An 18,724-nucleotide genomic window follows, 5' to 3' on the forward strand; every position below is an offset into this window, starting at 1 on the left:
TCAACGGCCGACGCAACAAGGGCAAGGGAGAGAAACGATGAAGCGGTGGATAGGAGCTGTCTCGGCTGCGCTGATGGTGTTTGCGACGATGCCCGCGCAGGCCGCCGACAAGGTCGTGCTGATGCTGAACTGGTACGTCTATGGCGAGCACGCGCCGTTCTATTACGGCAAGGCCAAGGGCATCTATGCGGCCGAGGGCATCGACCTCGAGATCCAGGAAGGCCGCGGCTCGGCTGCGACCACGCAGGCCGTGGCCGCCAAGACCGCCGATTTCGGCTATGTCGACATCCCCACCATGATGCGCGCCGCAATCAAGGGCGCACCTGTCGTCGCGACCGGCGTGCTGCTCCAGACCAGCCCGATGTCGGCCATGGGCTTCGTCGACAAGAACATCAGGAAGCCTGAGGACATCAAGGGCAAGACGGTGGCGATCACACCGGCCGATTCCATGACCCAGATCTGGCCGCTGTTCCTGAAGAAGACCGGCCTGAAGGAGAGCGATTTCCAGACGGTCGCCGGCGACGGCCAGACCAAGCTCAATGCCGTCATCAACGGCCAGGCTGATCTGCTGCTCGGCTACGTCATGGACCAGTCGATGAAGATCAAGGACGCTACCGGAAAGGACGTGTTCCCGATCAAGTTCGCCGACTACGGCATCAACATGGTCTCCTCCGGCATCATCGCCAACGCCGACTATGTGAAGGCCAATGCCGACCTCGTCCGCCGCTTCATGTCGGCGACGACCAAGGCGGTCGAAGCCGCCGAGAAGGAGCCGAAGGCGGCTGCGCAATCGATCCTCGATGCCAACCCCAAGGGCGGCAAGATCGACACCCTGACGCAGGGCTTTGAGCTGACCATTCCGCTCTACCGGACCGCGGAGACCAAGAGCAAGCGGCCGTTCCAGGTCACCGACCAGAACATGACGGACTCCGTCAATCTGATGGTCGAATATGGCGGACTGGATGCCAAGGCCAAGGAGAACCCGAAGGCCTTCTACACCAACGATTATCTGCCGAAGAGCGGATCGTGAAGCAAGCCGCAGTCGTGAGCGAAATCGTGCAGCAGGCCGCGCATCTGAGACTGGTGAGCGACCGGGCTGCCGGCGATGCGTCGGGCATCAAACTTTCCGGCGTGTCGAAGACCTACCGGACGCGCGACGGCGACGTGCCGTCGCTGCGTCCGCTCGATTTCCACATCAACGACGGCGAATTCTTCGTCGTGGTCGGCCCAAGCGGTTGCGGCAAGTCCACGCTGCTCAAGCTGATCTCGGGGTTGCTGCCGCCGACGTCAGGCGAGGTCCTGGTCGAGGGTGAGAAGGTCACGAAGCCGCACGGCAATGTCGGCATCGTGTTCCAGAACGCGCTGCTGCTGCCCTGGCGCAACATCCTCGCGAACGTGATGCTGCCGATCGACATGAAGCGGCTGCCACGACAACACTATCTCGATCGCGCCAAGGCGCTGCTGAAGCTGGTCGGCCTCGAAGGTTTCGAGAAGAAGCTACCCTGGCAGCTCTCGGGCGGCATGCAGCAGCGAACCTCGATCTGCCGTGCGCTGGTGCACGATCCCAAGATCATGCTGATGGACGAGCCGTTCGGCGCGCTCGACGCGTTGACGCGCGAGCGCATGAATGTCGAGTTGATGCGGATCCAGCGCGAGACCAGGAAGACGGTGCTCCTGATCACGCATTCGATTCCCGAGGCCGTGTTCCTCGCCGACCGCGTGCTGGTCATGACCGAGCGGCCCGGCGCGATCGCTGCGATTTACGACGTGCCGCTGCCGCGCCCGCGTTCGCTCGATGTGATGGCCGATCCTGTCTTCACCGAGCTCGTGCAACGCATCCGCAAGCATTTCTTCTCGCAAGGTTCGCTGGATTGAAGTCATGGCGCCGCGCCTGAAGCTGCGAGACATCGCGTTCTTTGAACGTCCCGTGCATTTTGCGCGGCCGTTCCGCTTTGGCGCGATCACCATCAACGCGACGCCGCAGCTGTTCGTGCGGGTCGAGATCGAGGTCGAGGGCAGGGGGAGCGCGGTCGGTGCCAGCGCCGAGCTGCTGGTGCCAAAATGGTTCGACAAGCGGCCGGAGCTGTCGCCGGCGCAGACGGTCGACGGCCTGCGGCGTTCGCTGGAGATTGCGCGGGGCCTTTATCTTGCGCGGACTGGATTCTTGACGGCGTTCGATCTGCATGCCTCGTGCATCTGTGCCCAGATCGCGACTTGCGCGAAAAAGAATATTCCGGCGCTTGCGGCGGCTTATGGCCCCGCGGAAATCGACAAGGCGATCCTCGACGCACTGCTGCGTGGGGTTGAAACCAACTTTTTCGACGGCATGGTTGGCAACGTCGCGGGCATCGATGCGCGACTTTCTCCTGACCTGAAGGAAACGGATATCGCGCAGTTTCTCGCGGGCCGAAAGCCGCTGCCGCGCGTTGCCATCAGGCACACCGTGGGCCTCGACGATACCGTCGAAGGTGAGGGCGGTGTTGCCGATGCACGCGAGAACGCCGGTGCCAATTACTTCAAGCTGAAGCTATCAGGGGATTTCGCGGCTGATGCGGCTCGGTTGACGCGTATTGGCAAGGAGCTCGATACGCTGGGGCGTGACTACAAGGTGACGCTTGACGCCAACGAACAGTATGCCGATCTCTCCGCACTGCATGCGCTGACCGACCGGCTCGACCACGATGCAGCGCTGCGGTCGATCGCGTCACGGCTGCTCTATGTCGAACAGCCGATGCCGCGCGATATCACGCGGCAGTCGCCGCTCGGCTCGCTCGCCGCGCACGGCTTCATCATCGACGAGGCCGACGATTCCTACGATGCGTTCCCGGCGGCGCGCGCGCTCGGCTATTGCGGCATTTCCTCGAAATCCTGCAAGGGCCTCTACAAGTCCATCGTCAATGCGACCCGCGCAGCGAAATGGAGCACGGACGGCGCGCGGTTCTTCGTGACGGGTGAGGACCTGACCTGCCAGGCAGGTCTCGCCGTGCAGCAGGATCTCGCGCTCGGTGCGTTCATCGGCGTTACCCATGCCGAGCGCAACGGCCATCACTATGTCGACGGTTTTGGCGAGACGCCTGCCGCCGAAGCGCAGGCCTTCGCGGCCGCGCATCCCGATCTCTACGCCGACGCCGGGCAGGGCATCCGGCTCTCCATTCACAACGGCGATCTCCTGACGGGATCGCTGACCGCAACGGGCTTTGCGACATCGGTCCATCCGGACTGGTCGGCGCTCCGTCCGCTCGAACAGCCAAAATCACTTCAGGAGCAATTGGCATGACCACCCAACGCCTCGGCCTCATCATGAACGGCGTCACCGGCCGCATGGGGCTCAACCAGCATCTCATCCGTTCGATCGTCGCGATCCGCGAGCAGGGCGGCGTTCGGCTGAAGAACGGCGACCGCGTGATGCCCGATCCGATCCTGGTCGGCCGCAGCGCCGACAAGGTCGAAGCCCTCGCCAAGCGCTACAACATCACGCGCTGGACCACCGACCTCGATGCGGCGCTCGCCGACAAGAACGACATCATGTTCTTCGACGCAGCGACCACGCAGGCCCGCCCCGGCCTGCTGACCCAGGCGATCAATGCCGGCAAGCACGTCTATTGCGAGAAGCCGATTGCGACGAATTTCGAGGAGGCGCTCGAGGTCGTTAAGCTCGCCAACGCAAAGGGCGTCAAGCATGGCACGGTGCAAGACAAGCTGTTTCTGCCCGGCCTGAAGAAGATCGCCTTCCTGCGTGACTCCGGCTTCTTCGGCCGCATCCTCTCGGTGCGCGGCGAATTCGGCTATTGGGTGTTCGAAGGCGGTTGGCAGGAGGCGCAGCGACCGTCCTGGAACTACCGCGACGAGGACGGCGGCGGCATCATCCTCGACATGGTCTGCCACTGGCGCTACGTGCTCGACAATCTCTTCGGCAACGTCCAGAGCGTGGTCTGCATCGGCAACACCGACATCCCCGAGCGTTTTGACGAGCAGGGCAAGAAATACAAGGCGACCGCGGATGATTCCGCCTACGCGACCTTCCAGCTCGAGGGCGGCGTCATCGCCCACATCAACATGTCCTGGGTGACGCGCGTCTATCGCGACGACCTCGTCACCTTCCAGGTCGACGGCACACACGGCTCGGCGGTCGCGGGCCTGTCGGATTGCATGATCCAGGCGCGGCAGGCAACGCCCCGGCCGGTGTGGAATCCCGACGAGAAGCGGCTGCACGACTTCTACGGCGACTGGCAGAAGCTGCCTGACAACGTCACCTACGACAACGGCTTCAAGGAGCAGTGGGAGATGTTCATCCGCCACGTCTACGAGGACGCGCCCTACAAGTTCACACTGCTCGAAGGCGTCAAGGGCGTGCAGCTCGCTGAATGCGCGCTGAAGAGCTGGAAGGAGCGGCGCTGGATCGACGTCGCCCCGATCAAGGCCTGAGGAGGGACACATGAACAAGCCCGTCCAGCCGATGTCGTCGTTGTCCCTGAAACTGCCGAAGGCCGATCGCTCGATCGAGACCTATCGGCTCGCGGCCTCGCGCACGTTCCCCGCAAAACTCGAAGGCCCTTTGAACCGCATCGCGTTCTCGGCCGTGCACACGGTCGTCGATCCCTTTGCGGACAACGATCCCTGGCTCTCCGCCGCTGTCGACTGGGACAAGACCATCGCCTTCCGCGAGCACGTCTGGGACCTCGGCCTCGGCGTCGCCGAAGCCATGGACACCGCGCAACGCGGGATGGGGTTGGACTGGCCGACTTCGCTGGAGCTGATCACCCGCTCGGTCGGTGCCGCCAAGCGGCGCAATGCGCTGGTGTTCTCCGGCGCAGGTACGGATCATCTTGCGGTCGAGGATGCCAAGAGCCTCGACGACGTCATTCGCGCCTATGAGGAGCAGCTCTCGGCCGTCGAGAAGGTCGGCGGCCGCATCATCCTGATGGCGTCGCGTGCTCTCGCAAAACTCGGCCGCAGCGCCGACGATTACGCCAAGGTCTACAACCGCGTGCTGTCGCAGGTCCGCGAGCCCGTGATCATCCACTGGCTCGGTGACATGTTCGATCCGGCGTTGACGGATTATTGGGGCACCAAGGATTTGGACAAGGCGATGGACGTTGCGGTGGCCATCATTAACAACAACGCCGCCAAGGTCGATGGCGTCAAGGTCTCACTGCTCGACAAGCAGCGCGAGATCGACATGCGCCGCCGCCTCGACAAGCGCATCAAGATGTATACCGGCGATGACTTCAATTACGCGGAGCTGATCGCCGGCGATAGCCAAGGCTTTTCGCACGCACTGCTCGGCATCTTCGATGCCATCGCGCCTGCAGCGTCCTACGCGCTGTCGCGGCTCGCGGCTGGCGACGAGGCCGGCTTCCACGACGTGCTGGGGCCGACGGTGCCGCTGTCGCGCCACATCTTCAAGGCGCCGACGCGCTTCTACAAGACCGGCGTCGTCTTCATGGCGTATCTGAACGGCCATCAGGACCACTTCACCATGGTCGGGGGCCAGGAGAGCGCGCGCTCGATGCTGCATCTGGCCGAGCTGTTCCGGCTGGCCGATCAGGCCGGCCTGCTCGCCAATCCTGAAATGGCGATGCGGCGGATGAAGACCGTGCTGGCCTCGCACGGACTGGAAGACTGATGCGCGATTTCTCGTCCGACCATCGCTGGCTGTCACTCAACACGGCGACGGTCCGCAAGCAGGGTGACCTCGTCGAGATCATCGATGCCTGTGCGAAGCACGGCATCCGCGCCATCGATCCCTGGCGCGATCAGGTCGCTTCCGTCGGTCTGGATCGCGCCGCGCGCGCGGTGCGCGATGCCGGCCTCGAGCTGTCGGGCTACTGCCGTGGCGGCATGTTCACCTCGGACGCATCGCGTCGCGGCGAGGTTCGCGACGACAACCGCCGCTGCGTGGATGAGGCCAAGGCGCTGGGCGCGCCCTGCATCGTTCTCGTCGTTGGCGGTCTGCCGCAATATTCGCGGCCGGGCAGTGAGGCGTCCAAGGACATCGTCGCCGCGCGCGATCAGGTCGAGGAGGCACTCGCCGAGATGCTCGACTATGCCAGACAGGCAAAGCTGCCGCTGGCGATCGAGCCCTTGCATCCGGCCTATGCAGCCGACCGCGCTTGCGTGAACACGACGAAACAGGCGCTCGACATCTGCGATCGGCTCGACCCCGGCCGCAGCGGCATGCTTGGCGTCGCGCTCGACGTCTATCACATCTGGTGGGATCCGGAGCTGATGGCCCAGATCGCGCGCGCCGGCAAGGATCGCCTGCTCGCGTTCCATGTCTGCGACTGGCTGGTGCCGACCAGGGACATCCTCAACGACCGCGGCATGATGGGCGACGGCGTCATCGACATCCAATCGGCGCGCGCCGCTGTCGAAGCGCAAGGCTATGCCGGTTATTCGGAGATCGAGATCTTCTCCAACGACTGGTGGGGCAAGCCGATGGACGAGGTGCTGCGCACGTGCATCGAACGGCACAGGACGGTGGTGTAGCTCCCACGCGCGCTGTCCTCACGGGCTTGCGACTTGTTGCCGCGTGTTGAAGTGCGCCTTCCGCTTGACGGCACCGAAGCGGCGGGCTCGGGCGATTCAGCGAGCCGGTTGGAGTACCACCAACGAGAGGTGGACAGCCGTCAGCTTTCAGGCAGAATGATATCATCCCGATGCCGCAGCCTCGCCACGGTCTGCGCCAGATCGGATGCGGTAATCAGTGGCATCAACGATCGGCAGGCACGGCGGATGTACCCACGCCTGATGATCTTGGATGGCCCCGACGTGCAATCGTCGGGGCCATTGTTGTGATCGGCGGGGCAACGCTAGCGACTTTTGCCGGAGGCCCGGGCGTGTTCCAGCCCCAGGCCAGTTCTATTACGGCGATAAGGAAAGACCGCCCGAAGGCGGTCTTGCAGTCCAATGTGCCGGGCCAAAATAGTTTCGGGATCAAACCTTGTCCGGCCCGGTCTGATCGCCAGCTAACCACTATCGCGGGAAGGCCGCTGACAATTAAGATTTCAGTCCTGAAATGGAAGGCACCTGCGACCTAGGAACCCGTCGTCCGACGCGAGTCTTGTTGCGTGCCTGCGTACAGCGCTGGCCGAAGGTGCCGCGGCGCTGAGAGCTCGGCTAGCTCTCAGGGTTGGAGCTGCTCACGTCGGTGAAAAGTCAGACGATTGCGCTATCATCGATTGACCGTCAAACACCGGACTATCACTCGGCAATTCAATCTGCGAAATTGTGACAACATAAATGCGCTTGTAAACAAGCTGGCGCGAAGGGAGGTTCGCAGTGGAGGCAGTGGAGAGAGTACAGCGCTTGCGTGCGATGGGTTCGCTGTGCCGCCAACAGGCCGCGTACAACAGCATGAACAAATGGAAGCTGCTCGCAGAAGCAGAATACTGGGACCATCTGGCCGATCTTGAGTTGTCTGCTCACTCCCAGCAATGCAACGCCAATAGCGCGGATGAGAAAGAGCGGCCTCAGGCGATCCCAACCGCGAATGACGCTGGACCGAAGACGATTTCCGTCGCGTGAGGTCGAGACGAGGCGGTTGTTTGCATTCCGCGCCGCCGCACTTCTCACGGAGAGAAGCGGCTGTGGAGCAGGGCGATGACGGCGCCCCGCGTCGTTCGGCCGCTGCTCGCATTGCAACGAGAGAATGCGACGCCGCCGTCACGGGCCTGCGAGCTGTTGCAGCGTGTTGAAGCGCGCCTTCTGCTCGCTGCTCAGCGTGGCATAGAACTCGTCAAGGGCGGGCTCGACCAGCTTGGCGGCCTGAAGCATGGCCTCGAGCCGGTGCTGCATCGCCTCCAGTCGTCCGACCGGCGTCAGCGGCACATCATTCGGACAGGCCGCCTGTAGGCCCTCAACGCCCTTCGCTGTCGCTTCGCTGAGGCGGTCGAGCGCTTCCTTCTGCTTGCCCGCGGGGTGAAGCACAGCCTCGATCCTCTGGATCGGCAACTGGGTCAGGCCGGACTTCGGATCGCCGCAGCCTTCGGCACTGGCTTCCTGGGCACTGGCTTGCTGCTGCCGAGGCGAGCGGTCGCCGATGTTGGGGCCGAGCGCGTTGAAGCGGGCCTGCTGCTCGTCACTGAGCGAGTTGTAGAAAGTCTCCAGTGCCGGTCGCACGATCTTGACCGCATCCAGTGTCGCGCTGACGCGGTTCATCATCGCCCGCAAGCGGCCAGGCGGCGTCAGTGCATAAGTTTCCGCACAGGAGTCCTTGAACACACCGGCGGCGTTGGCCGCCGCGGTCTTCAACGCGTCGAGCAGCGCGCGTTGCTCCGCCGTCGGCCGCACCGCCCGCGTGATATCGTCGAGCGGCCAAGCGGTGACGCCCTTGTCCGGCGTGCCGCACAATTGCTGCAGCGTTTGCGGGCTCACGCTGGCGCGCTGGCGCGCGCGGGTGCCGCCGCCGGCTTGCGGATAGTCATTCGGGTTGGTGCTGGCATAGGCGGAATAGGGACTGTCATCGCCCCAGAACACGGTGTCGACGAAGTCGTCATACGCGTACGCCCAATAGCCGGGCTCGTAGGCATAGGACCAGAACGTGTAGTCAAAAATGTCGGAATAGGCGTAAGGCCAGAACACGGGCCCAAGCCATGCCACGAACACCGCGGGATGGCGGTGTCGCCAGGCCTTCCGGGGAGCCCAGCCGCTGTGGCGGGTGACGAGGGCCGCCTGGGTTTGCGCAGTCGCCCGCTCGCGGAAGTGCGCCGCAAACCGCCCGCGCGCGGCGGCAGCCGCTGCGGCTGTTGCAGCGGGGGCCTGCAGTCCCAGCCTCTGCTGGCGCGCCAGATCGATTTGCTGCGCGCGTTGCTCGCGCTGCAGCAGGCGGTTCTGCGCCGTCAGTGCGCGTTCTTGTGCGCGTTGCGCGCGTGCGCCGTCCGGTTTTTGCGACTGCAATGTCTGCACACGTTGCTGGAGGCGATCGATGCGGGTCTGGCGCTCCGTGGTCTGGCGCGACAGCATCTCGCGCTGTCGCTGCTCGACGTGCTGCTCACGCTGTTGGACGCGCTGCTCGCGCTCCAGCAGCCTATTCTGCGACTGCAGCAACCGCTGCTGCTCGCGTTGCGCTCCCGCGCCTTCCGGCTTTTGCGACTGCAATGTCTGCACACGCTGCTGCAAGTGGTCGATGCGGCCCTGGCGTTCCGAGGCTTGGCGCGACAGCGTCTCGCGCGGCCGTTCCGGCCGCTCGCTCACGGCCGGCGGCGCGCTGGGGTGTGAGGGGGCGGCAATATGCGGCGTCGGCGGCGGTGCCATCGCCGGACGTTGCGGAGCTGCCGGCGCGCGGTGGAATTCAGGTCGCGGTGCCGCCACGTGCGGGGCAGCTCGCTGCGGCGGTGCCGCGAAGTGCGGTGCCGGGCGCGGCAACGGGGAGGCCATGCGAGGCGCCGGATTCGGCGCCATGGCCGGCCGCTGCGGCATGGGTGGGGGATGAAATGCCGGCGCGGCGGGACGCGCCATCGCAGGTGGCGCCGCCGGTCGGGCCATCGCGGGCGGCGCTGCCGGTCGGGCAGCCGCTCCCGGTGGTCCACCCCGATGGTCCTGGGCGGACGCGCCGACGCTCGCCGCGAGCATCGAGACACCGACCAAAAACGCCGAAAGGCACACGGCACGCGGAAGCATGATCGCAACTCCACGCTCGTCCCAGTCGCCCGGAACCGTTCAACGCGCAGGCGGCGAAATCGTTCGTTGTTGACTGTCAGCGGCCTTGCGGTCTTCCGACGCAGGCAGACCTCACGCGAAATCCTGCGTCAGGGTGGCAGCGATTCTCTCCAAGGCCCAATCAACCTGGTCACTGGTAATCACCAGCGGCGGGGCGAAGCGGATCGTGTGCTCGTGGGTATCCTTGGCGAGGATACCTTCGGTCTGCAGAGCCTCACAGTAGCGGCGCGCACGGCCGGCTTCAGGGTTGAGCTCGACCGCCAGCATCAGCCCGCGTCCGCGCACGTCGCGCACCGTGTTGGCGCGGATGCTTCTGAGGCCCTTCAGGAAGCGTTCACCTTGCACCGCAGCGTTCTCGATCATCCCTTCCTCGACGAGAACGCGGAGCGCCGCCCGCGCCACCGCGCAGGCGAGCGGATTGCCACCAAATGTTGAGCCATGCTGACCCGGTTTCAGCGTGCCGAGGACCTCGTTGTTGGAAAGCACGGCCGAGACGGGATAGAAACCGCCGGACAAAGCTTTGCCGAGCAGGGTCACATCCGCCTCGATGCCCTCATGCTGTTCCGCAAGCAACTTGCCGGTGCGGCCGAGTCCAGTCTGGATCTCGTCGAGGATCAGCATCACGTCGTGCGCCGTGCAGAGCTCGCGCACCCCGGTGAAATAGCCTGTCGGTGGAATGATGACGCCGGCTTCGCCCTGGATGGGTTCGACCAGGAAGGCGACGGTGTTCGGCGTGATGGCGTCTTCCAGCGCGGCAAGATCGCCGAAGGGAATGATTTTGAAGCCCGGCGCGAAGGGGCCGAAATGTTCGCGCGTGGCCGTGTCGGTCGAGAAACCGACGATACCGAGGGTGCGTCCATGGAAATTGTTGGCGCAGACGATGATCTCGGCTTGCCCGTCGGGCACCCCCTTCACCTCATAGCCCCATTTGCGCACGGACTTGATCGCGCTCTCAACGGCTTCGGCTCCGCTATTCATCGGCAGCACCTTGTGAGAGCCGGTGAGTTCCGCGATCTCCTCGTAGAAGGGAGCAAGCTGGTCGTTGTGGAATGCACGCGAGGTCAAGGTCAATCGGCCGGCCTGCTCGACCATGGCGGCCAGGATTTTCGGGTGGCAATGGCCCTGGTTGACCGCCGAATAGGCGGAGAGGCAATCCAGATATCGGTTGCCCTGGGTGTCCCAAACGAAGACGCCTTCGCCGCGCGACAGGACAACGCCAAGCGGCTCGTAATTGCGGGCGCCGAAGCGCGCCTCCCTCGAGATGAAATCAGCGACTGGCGGACTACTCATTCGCCACTCCAGCTCACGTGTCTCACGCATTCTAACAGATAATGCGTGGCTCGTTCGAAATGATGCCCGCGGGCCTCAACCTATGGAGCAGGGCACGCTCAGGAAGCCGCGGAACCGCACCCGCCCGCCCCGCACCGGATGGCGGCTCACGGCATAGTTCGGGAAGCGCGCCAGGAAGCGCGAGATCGCAATCGCGCCTTCGAGCCGCGCCAGCGCCATGCCGGCGCATTGATGCGCGCCGGTGGCGAAGGCGAGATGCCGGTTCGGCGTGCGTGCGATGTCGAAGCGTTCGGGCTCCTGAAACTGGGCGGGATCGCGGTTGGCCGCCCCGATGCACAGCGTCACCGACGTGCCGGCGTCGAGCATGACGCCGCCGAGCTCGATCTTCTCTGTCGTCATGCGGTTGCCGAGCTGGTTCGAGCTCTCGTAGCGCAGCATCTCCTCGACCGCAGTCTTGATCATGTCGGAGTTTTCGATCAGCCGCTGCTTCTGGTCCGGATTCCGGTGCAGCGCGACGAGGCCGTTGCCGATCAGATTGGTGGTGGTCTCGTGCCCGGCATTGAGCAGGAAGATGCAGTTGTGCAGCAGCTCCTTCTCGGTCAGCCGCTCGCCGTTCTCCTCGCCGTTGCCTTCTCCCTGGATCAGGCGCGTCAGCACGTCACGCTCGGGATTGCCCGGCTTTTGACGCCTGCGCGCGACCAGGGTTTCGAGATAGGCGAGGAAGTCCTTCACCGCCTTGTTGCCGCGCGCAGCCACTTCGGGCGACACCACCGGTTCGAGCGCACCGAGGATCGCCAGCGACCAGTCGCGCAGCGGCTCGCGTTCGTCGTGGGGAACGTCGAGCAGATTGCCGATCACTTCGATGGGGATCGACGCGGCGAAGTCGTCGATCAGCTCGCAAGCCTCCTTGGCGGCGATGGCATCGAGCAGGCCGTCGACCAGCTTGACGATATCAGGCTCCATCCCCGCGATCGCGCGCGGCGACAGCGCGCCCATGATCAGGCGGCGTACGCGGGTGTGGGCGGGCGGGTCGTTGAAGACGAGGCTCGTGGTGTGGTGCTCGTAAAGCGGGGTGTCGCCGTATTTCGGCGCGAACTCGCGCTTCTTGTCCGAACTGAAGGACTTTGTGTTCTTGTAGGTGGTGACGAGATCGTCATAGCGGGTCAGGAACACAGTGCCGTTGGGGAGGCGCTTGACCGGCTCGTTTTCCCGCAGTGCACGATAAGTCGGGTAGGGATCGTCGTAGAATTCGGGTGTCAGCTTCTCCAGATCGAAATTGGCCGCCAGTTCTTTCGCACTTGCGTTCATCGCCGCCATACTCGCCGGTTGAGACCGATATGCTGTTTTCGCTCTTTCGAGCGGCTCGGCTCACCGTCTACAGTCGTGTCGTGATTTGCAAGCCGACCGGACAGGAAAATGCACGCCCGCGCTGACGCTGCCGACACGGCCCCGAATTGGCCCGACGATATTTTCGCGACATTGCAACGCTTCGACGTCCGGCAGGTGCCTTACGTGCCAGATGCCGGCCATTCGAAGCTGATCCAGCGCGTGCTGGCCTCATCCACGATGCGCGGCATTCCGCTGACGACGGAGGAGGAGGGCGTCGCGCTCCTGGCCGGGGCCTGGACGGGCGGACAACGCGGCGTGCTTCTGATGCAGTCGAGCGGGGTCGGCAATTGCATCAACATGCTGTCGCTGATCCCGATCCTGCGCTTTCCGTTCCTGACGCTCGTGACCATGCGCGGCGAGTGGGGCGAGTTCAATCCGTGGCAGGTGCCGATGGGATCGACCACGCAGGGCGTGTTCGAGCTCTCGGGCGTCCAGGTGCTGCGCGCGTCCAATGCGGCCGAGGTGCCGGCGGTGCTGGAGGCGGCCGCAGCGCAGGCCTACAACGCACTCACGCCCACCGCCGTTCTGCTGTCGCAGCGCCTGATCGGCGCCAAGGTTTTCACCAAATGAGCAAGGCCAATCTCCTCGACCGCCGCCAGGTGGTGTCCACCCTGCTTGCGAACCGCAAGGATGTCGTTGCGATCGGCGGCCTCGGGGCCTCCACCAACGACATGTGTGCCGCCGGCGACCACGCGCGCAACTTCTACCTCTGGGGCGGCATGGGCGGCGCGGCGATGATCGGGCTTGGCCTGGCGCTGGCGCAACCAAAACTGCCGGTGCTGGTCATCACCGGCGACGGCGAGATGCTGATGGGGATGGGGAGCCTTGCCACCATCGGCCTGCAGAAGCCGTCCAATCTCTCGATCGTGGTGCTCGACAACGAGGCCTATGGCGAGACCGGCGGTCAGACCAGCCACACCTCCGCGGCTGCCGACCTCGTCGGCGTCGCCAGGGCCTGCGGCATTGGGGACGCCCGCGCGATCTCGACCATGGCCGAGGTCGAGGCCTTCGCCAAAGCCGTCCACGACGTCTCGGCGGGGCCGCGATTTGCCAATGTGAAGATCGACAGCGCCAGCCTGGAACGGATTCTCCCAGTCCGGGACGGAACTTACATCGTCAACCGGATCCGTGGCGATCTCGGCTTCCAGCCGATCTAGCGCCGCTTGGCTCCGTCCTGAGCAACGTTCCGGGCCCTCCGGGCGGGGAAGTGTGGCCATTTTCCAACAAGTTTGTACCCACATAGGTTGCGCCGCAGCATTCTGCTTGACTTTTGCGTGGGTGAGTGCTTACTCACTAACATGAGCTCACTGCGAATGACGAGCGACCTGAGGCGTCAATTGATCCTCGGCGCCGCAAAGCGTTGCTTTGCCCGACACGGCTATACCGGCACCACGACCAAGAGCGTGGCGGCCGCCGCGGCCATTTCCGAGGCGCTGCTGTTCAAGCATTTCCCGTCCAAGGCGGCGCTCTACGCCGAGATCCTCAGCGACGAGTGCGAAGCCGATCCGGCACTGACGGACCTGCTCGAGCGGGAGCCCTCGACGGCCACGCTGGTCGAGTTGATCCGCGGCATGGTCCAGCATTTCCTCCACATCGCCGACGGGCCCGATCAGGAGGAGGCGCAGCGCCTGCGACTGATGGCCACCAGCCATCTGGATGACGGCGAATTCGCCCGTCTGCTATATGCCAAGATCGAGAAGCTGATCGGGGCGGTCTTCCTCGCCTCGCTCGAGCGCGCGGTTGCCAGCGGTGACGCGCGGCCGTTCAGCGGCGATCCGCTCAACCTGTTCTGGTTCGCGCATCATTCGGTGATGATGGCTGCGCTGACCAGGCTGCCGGCCACGCCCTGCCTCGTCTACGGCAAGGCGAACGATCTGGAGCGGCAGCTCTGTGAGTTTCTCCTGAGGGGTATCGGACTTAACGACGCCGCAATTGCTTCGCATTTGGGCCGCGATCAGGCCGCGGATGCGGGCAAGACGGCGATTGCAGAAAGCGCATGACATGAACATCGTAACCGAACACAAGATTTCGGGCGAACCGATCGACACCAAGGCTCCCAAGCGTCCGGTTAGGCCGGTGCTGTGGTTCATCATCGTCGGCACGCTCCTGGGCGTGCTCGTTGGCGGCCTCGTCTGGTTCAATTACTTCCGCGGCCAGATGATCAAGCAGTTCTTCGCCAACAACAAGCCGCCGCCGACCGCGGTCAGCGCGGCCGAGGCGAAGTCCGAGGTGGTGCCGAACCTGCTCACCGCAGTCGGTGGCCTTGCCGCCGTGCACCAGGTCGACGTCAGCGCCGACGTCAACGGCCGCGTCACCGAGATCAAGTTCGAGCCGGGTACGCATGTCGATTCCGGCACGCCACTGGTGCAGTTCTTCGACATGCCGGAGCAGGGCGACCTCGCCAACTACAAGGCGCAGGCAACCGTCGCACAGCTCTCGCTCGACCGCGCCAAGCAGCTGGCATCGCGCCAGTTCGGCCCGCAGGCGACCGTCGATAACGCGCAGGCCGCCTACGATCAGGCGCTGGCCGGCATCGCCAAGACCGAGGCGGTGATCTCGCAGAAGCTGGTGCGTGCGCCGTTCTCCGGCGATCTCGGCGTCCGCAAGGTCGAAGTCGGCCAGTACCTGACGGCCGGCACGGCGATCGTATCGCTGACCGACCTGTCGGAGCTGTGGGCCAACTTCACGGTAACCGAAAAGGACTCGGGCAACCTCAAGGTCGGCCAGCCGGTCCGGCTCAAGGTTGACGCCTATCCGGGCCGCACCTTCGACGGCAAGATCACCACGATCGAGCCGCAGGTCGCGGCCGACACCCGCAATATCCGCGTGCAGGCGACGGTCGCCAATCCGGAGAAGATCCTGAAGCCGGGCATGTTCGTGACCACGACGGTGGTGCTGCCGGCGAAGCCGGCCGTGATCACCGTGCCGGAAACGGCGGTCGATTACACGCTGTACGGCGACTCCGTGTTCGTGATCACCGAGAAGAAGGAAGAGGACGGCAAGACCAGCCTCTCCGCGGTGCGCACGTTCGTGCAGACCGGCAGCCGGGTCGACGGTCGCGTCGAAATCATCAAGGGCGTGAAGGTGGGCGACAAGGTCGTCGCTGTCGGCCAGCTCAAGCTGCAATCGGGCGCCCCAGTTGCGATCTCGACCGATTCGGCGCCGCAGATCCCGGCGCAGCCGCCGCGCTACTGATCCAATACATCCAGGTGATCCGGCCTCGCCGGGTCACTTTTCTTGAGACAAAGAAATCGAGATCGCTGCGATGCGCTTTACCGATATTTTCATCAAGCGACCGGTCCTGTCGGTCGTCGTCAGTCTGCTGATCCTGCTGATCGGCCTGCGCGCGGCGATGGTGCTGCCGATCCGGCAATATCCGAAGCTGTCGAACACGGTCATCAACATCACGACCGTCTATCCCGGCGCGTCCGCAGACCTGATCCAGGGCTTCATCACGACGCCGATCGAGCAGGCGGTCGCCTCGGCCGAAGGCGTCGACTACATGACCTCGTCCTCGGTGCTCGGCACCTCGACGATCCAGGTCTACATCAAGCTGAACTTCGATCCGAACCAGGCGCTCACCGAGGTGCTCGCCAAGACCAACTCGGTCAAGTACCTGATTCCAAAGGAATCCAACGACCCGATCGTCACCAAGACCACCGGCCAGACCACGGCCGTGATGTATCTCGGCTTCTCCTCCGAGGAGCTGTCGGGCTCGGCGATATCAGACTATCTGACGCGTGTGGTGCAGCCGGTGCTGTCGACGGTCGACGGCGTGGCCTCGGCCGACATTCTGGGCGGCCAGACCTTTGCGATGCGGCTGTGGCTCGATCCCATGAAGATGGCCGGCCGCAACGTGTCGCCGGCCGATGTCGCCGCCGCGATCGCCGCCAACAACTTCCAGTCCGCAGCGGGGCAGACCAAGGGCTATCTGATCGTTTCCAACATCTCGACGAACACCAGCCTGACTGACGTCAACCAGTTCAGGAAGATGATCGTCAAGGCCAAGGACGGCGGCTTTGTGCGGATGGAGGACATCGCCACAGTCGAACTCGCCGCCCAAAGCACGGATGCCAGCGTCGCCTTCAATGGCGAGCATGCGATCTTCATTGGCGTGAACGCGACGCCGCAGGGCAACCCGCTGACGCTGGTCAAGGGCGTGCGCGCGCTGTTCCCCGAACTCGAGCGCAATCTTCCGCCGTCGATGAAGATGAAGGTCGCCTACGACTCGACCAAGTTCATCCAGTCTTCGATCGACGAGGTGGAGAAGACGCTGGGTGAAGCCGTGATCATCGTGATCGTGGTCATCTTCCTGTTCCTGGCCTCGCTCCGTTCGGTCATCATTCCCGTCGTCACCATTCCGCTGTCGATGATCGGCGTCTGCACCTTGATGCTGGCGTTGGGTTTCAGCTTCAACCTTCTGACCCTGCTCGCGATGGTGCTCGCGATCGGCCTCGTGGTCGACGACGCCATTGTCGTGGTGGAGAACATCCATCGCCATCTGGAGGAAGGGAAGACGCCGGTTCAGTCGGCGCTGGAAGGCGCGCGCGAAATCGTTGGGCCGGTCATCTCCATGACCATCACGCTCGCGGCGGTGTACGCGCCGATCGGCTTCCTCGGCGGCCTGACCGGTTCGCTGTTCCGCGAATTCGCCTTCACGCTCGCGGGCTCGGTGATCGTGTCAGGTGTGATCGCGCTGACGCTGTCGCCGATGATGTGCTCTATTCTGCTCAAGAATACCGAAGAGGGCCGCTTCGCCAAGCTGGTCAACAAGGTGTTCGGCGCTTTGACGCGCTGGTATGGGCGCAGGCTCGACCGCTCGCTCGATTACAAGGCGATCACCGGTCTGTTCGCGGTGACGATCCTCGGGCTGGTCGGCTTCCTCTACATGCACACCTCGAAGGAGCTGGCGCCTGAGGAGGACCAGGGCATCGTGTTCGCGGTGACCAAGGCGCCGAAATACGCCAACATCGACTATGTCGATTTCTACGGCGATAAGCTCGACGAGAAATTCCAGAAGTTCCCCGAAACCGATCTGCGCTTCGTGCTGAACGGCATCAACGGCCCGCAGGGCGGCATCGCCGGCATGCTGCTGAAGTCGTGGGACGAGCGCAAGCGCTCGTCGATCCAGTTGAAGCCGCTGGTGCAGGCCGAGCTTTCCAAGATCGAGGGCGTGCAGGCTTTCGCGTTCAACCTGCCGCCGTTGCCGGGTGGCCCCGGCGGTCTGCCGGTTCAGATGGTGATCAATTCCACCGCGGGCTTCCAGACAGTCTATGAGCAGATGGAGAAGCTGAAGGACGCCGCGCGCAAGAGCGGCATGTTCATCGTCTCCGACAGCGACCTCGCCTACAACCAGCCGAACGTGGAGGTCACGATCGACCGCACCAAGGCGCAGGATCTCGGCGTTAACATGCAGAACCTCGGCTCTACGCTCGCGGTGCTGCTCGGTGGCAACTACATCAACCGCTTCAATCTGGAGGGCCGGTCCTACCAGGTGATCCCACAGGTGCCGCGCAGCAGCCGGCTCTCGCCGGAATCGCTCGGCGGCTATTATGTGACGACCAACACGGGCCAGCAGCTCCCGCTGTCGACCGTGGTCTCGGTCAGGACCAAGACTGATCCGAATTCGCTGACGCATTACAATCAGCTCAATTCGGCGACGTTCTCGGCTGTGCCAATGCCCGGCGTGACGGTCGGATCGGCGGTCGACTTCCTCGAAGGCGAGGCCAAGAAGCTGCCGGCCGGCTTCAGCCACGATTATCTCGCGGACTCCAGGCAATACGTGCAGGAGGGCAACCAGCTTGCGATCACCTTCGGTTTTGCGTTGATCATCATCTTCCTGGTGCTGGCGGCGCAGTTCGAGAGCCTGCGTGACCCATTCGTGATCATGATCTCGGTGCCGATGGCGATCGTGGGTGCGCTGATCCCGCTGTTCTTTGGCATGGCGACCATGAACATCTACACCCAGGTCGGTCTGCTGACCCTGGTCGGCCTGATCACCAAGCACGGCATCCTGATGGTGGAGTTCGCCAACGAGCTCCAGGTCAACGAGCGGCTCGACCGCCGCTCGGCCATCGAGATGTCGGCCCGCATTCGTCTGCGGCCGATCCTGATGACCACGGCCGCGATGGTGACCGGCCTGATCCCGCTCCTGACTGCGTCCGGCGCGGGCGCGGCCAGCCGCTTCTCGATCGGCCTCGTGGTGGTCGCCGGCATGTCGATCGGTACGCTGTTCACGCTGTTCGTGCTGCCCGCGGTCTACGTCGTGCTGGCAACCGACCACCGCGCGGCGGCCGATTCCGAGCGGAACAAGGAGGTCAACGATCTCGACCTCAATTCCAAGGCGCTGCGACCGACCTGAGCCGCAGGTCAGCGAACCAGAGGG

15 protein-coding genes are annotated in these 18,724 nt (G+C 64.1%); 12 read left to right on the top strand and 3 right to left on the bottom strand.

All coding sequences use genetic code 11. The features are described from left to right. The first annotated feature begins 37 nt into the window (after positions 1 to 37). From ABIB99_RS01375 to ABIB99_RS01405, 7 genes are all read left to right on the top strand, one after another. Positions 38 to 1,030, top strand: coding sequence for an ABC transporter substrate-binding protein (locus ABIB99_RS01375; protein ID WP_354174507.1), 993 nt, complete (start codon positions 38 to 40; stop codon positions 1,028 to 1,030). Continuing rightward, complete coding sequence (locus ABIB99_RS01380; RefSeq protein ID WP_231144403.1) at positions 1,027 to 1,875, top strand: ABC transporter ATP-binding protein; 849 nt, start codon at positions 1,027 to 1,029, stop codon at positions 1,873 to 1,875. The genes ABIB99_RS01375 and ABIB99_RS01380 overlap by 4 nt, the downstream gene beginning before the upstream one ends. 4 nt (positions 1,876 to 1,879) lie before the next feature. After that, positions 1,880 to 3,277, top strand: a complete 1,398-nt coding sequence (locus ABIB99_RS01385; protein ID WP_354174509.1) for an enolase-like domain-containing protein — start codon at positions 1,880 to 1,882, stop codon at positions 3,275 to 3,277. Then, positions 3,274 to 4,425, top strand: coding sequence for a Gfo/Idh/MocA family protein (locus ABIB99_RS01390; RefSeq protein WP_063984768.1), 1,152 nt, complete (start codon positions 3,274 to 3,276; stop codon positions 4,423 to 4,425). Before ABIB99_RS01385 ends, ABIB99_RS01390 begins: the two co-directional genes overlap by 4 nt. Positions 4,426 to 4,435: 10 nt before the next feature. Continuing rightward, positions 4,436 to 5,626 carry a dihydrodipicolinate synthase family protein gene (locus ABIB99_RS01395; RefSeq protein WP_063984767.1) on the top strand — a complete coding sequence of 397 codons (1,191 nt, stop codon included), beginning with the start codon at positions 4,436 to 4,438 and terminating at the stop codon, positions 5,624 to 5,626. Then, on the top strand, positions 5,626 to 6,489 hold the full coding sequence (locus tag ABIB99_RS01400; protein ID WP_354174512.1) for a sugar phosphate isomerase/epimerase family protein: 864 nt from the start codon (positions 5,626 to 5,628) through the stop codon (positions 6,487 to 6,489). The genes ABIB99_RS01395 and ABIB99_RS01400 overlap by 1 nt, the downstream gene beginning before the upstream one ends. A 792-nt stretch (positions 6,490 to 7,281) precedes the next feature. Next, on the top strand, positions 7,282 to 7,527 hold the full coding sequence (locus tag ABIB99_RS01405) for a hypothetical protein (protein ID WP_354174514.1): 246 nt from the start codon (positions 7,282 to 7,284) through the stop codon (positions 7,525 to 7,527). A gap of 138 nt (positions 7,528 to 7,665) precedes the next feature. On the opposite strand, the gene ABIB99_RS01410 is transcribed toward ABIB99_RS01405, so the two are convergent. From ABIB99_RS01410 to ABIB99_RS01420, 3 genes are all read right to left on the bottom strand, one after another. Next, the gene (locus ABIB99_RS01410) at positions 7,666 to 9,312 is read right to left on the bottom strand and encodes a Spy/CpxP family protein refolding chaperone (protein ID WP_354174516.1); all 1,647 of its coding nucleotides are present in this window, start codon (positions 9,310 to 9,312) and stop codon (positions 7,666 to 7,668) included. Between the two features lie 420 nt (positions 9,313 to 9,732). Then, positions 9,733 to 10,950, bottom strand: a complete 1,218-nt coding sequence (gene rocD, locus ABIB99_RS01415) for an ornithine--oxo-acid transaminase (protein WP_354174518.1) — start codon at positions 10,948 to 10,950, stop codon at positions 9,733 to 9,735. 75 nt (positions 10,951 to 11,025) lie between these two features. Further along, positions 11,026 to 12,258: a cytochrome P450 gene (locus tag ABIB99_RS01420; protein WP_354174519.1), complete on the bottom strand. Its 1,233-nt coding sequence runs from the start codon at positions 12,256 to 12,258 to the stop codon at positions 11,026 to 11,028. A gap of 108 nt (positions 12,259 to 12,366) precedes the next feature. On the opposite strand from ABIB99_RS01420, the gene ABIB99_RS01425 reads away from it, so the two are divergent. The 5 genes from ABIB99_RS01425 to ABIB99_RS01445 all read left to right on the top strand — a co-directional run bounded on the left by ABIB99_RS01425 (position 12,367) and on the right by ABIB99_RS01445 (position 18,700). After that, on the top strand, positions 12,367 to 12,909 hold the full coding sequence (locus tag ABIB99_RS01425; protein ID WP_014496966.1) for a hypothetical protein: 543 nt from the start codon (positions 12,367 to 12,369) through the stop codon (positions 12,907 to 12,909). Further along, complete coding sequence (locus ABIB99_RS01430) at positions 12,906 to 13,496, top strand: thiamine pyrophosphate-dependent enzyme (RefSeq protein WP_354174521.1); 591 nt, start codon at positions 12,906 to 12,908, stop codon at positions 13,494 to 13,496. The genes ABIB99_RS01425 and ABIB99_RS01430 overlap by 4 nt, the downstream gene beginning before the upstream one ends. 141 nt (positions 13,497 to 13,637) lie before the next feature. After that, positions 13,638 to 14,339, top strand: coding sequence for a TetR/AcrR family transcriptional regulator (locus tag ABIB99_RS01435; protein WP_085404399.1), 702 nt, complete (start codon positions 13,638 to 13,640; stop codon positions 14,337 to 14,339). Position 14,340: 1 nt separating this feature from the next. After that, positions 14,341 to 15,534 (top strand): efflux RND transporter periplasmic adaptor subunit, encoded by a 1,194-nt coding sequence (locus tag ABIB99_RS01440; RefSeq protein ID WP_354174523.1) that lies wholly within the window; start codon positions 14,341 to 14,343, stop codon positions 15,532 to 15,534. A gap of 70 nt (positions 15,535 to 15,604) precedes the next feature. Then, a complete protein-coding gene (locus ABIB99_RS01445) occupies positions 15,605 to 18,700 on the top strand; it encodes a MexW/MexI family multidrug efflux RND transporter permease subunit (RefSeq protein ID WP_354174526.1) in 3,096 nt (1,031 codons plus the stop codon). The last annotated feature ends 24 nt before the right edge of the window (positions 18,701 to 18,724 follow it).

This window comes from Bradyrhizobium sp. LA6.1, assembly GCF_040547805.1.
In the GTDB taxonomy this organism is placed as follows: Bacteria; Pseudomonadota; Alphaproteobacteria; order Rhizobiales; family Xanthobacteraceae; genus Bradyrhizobium; species Bradyrhizobium barranii.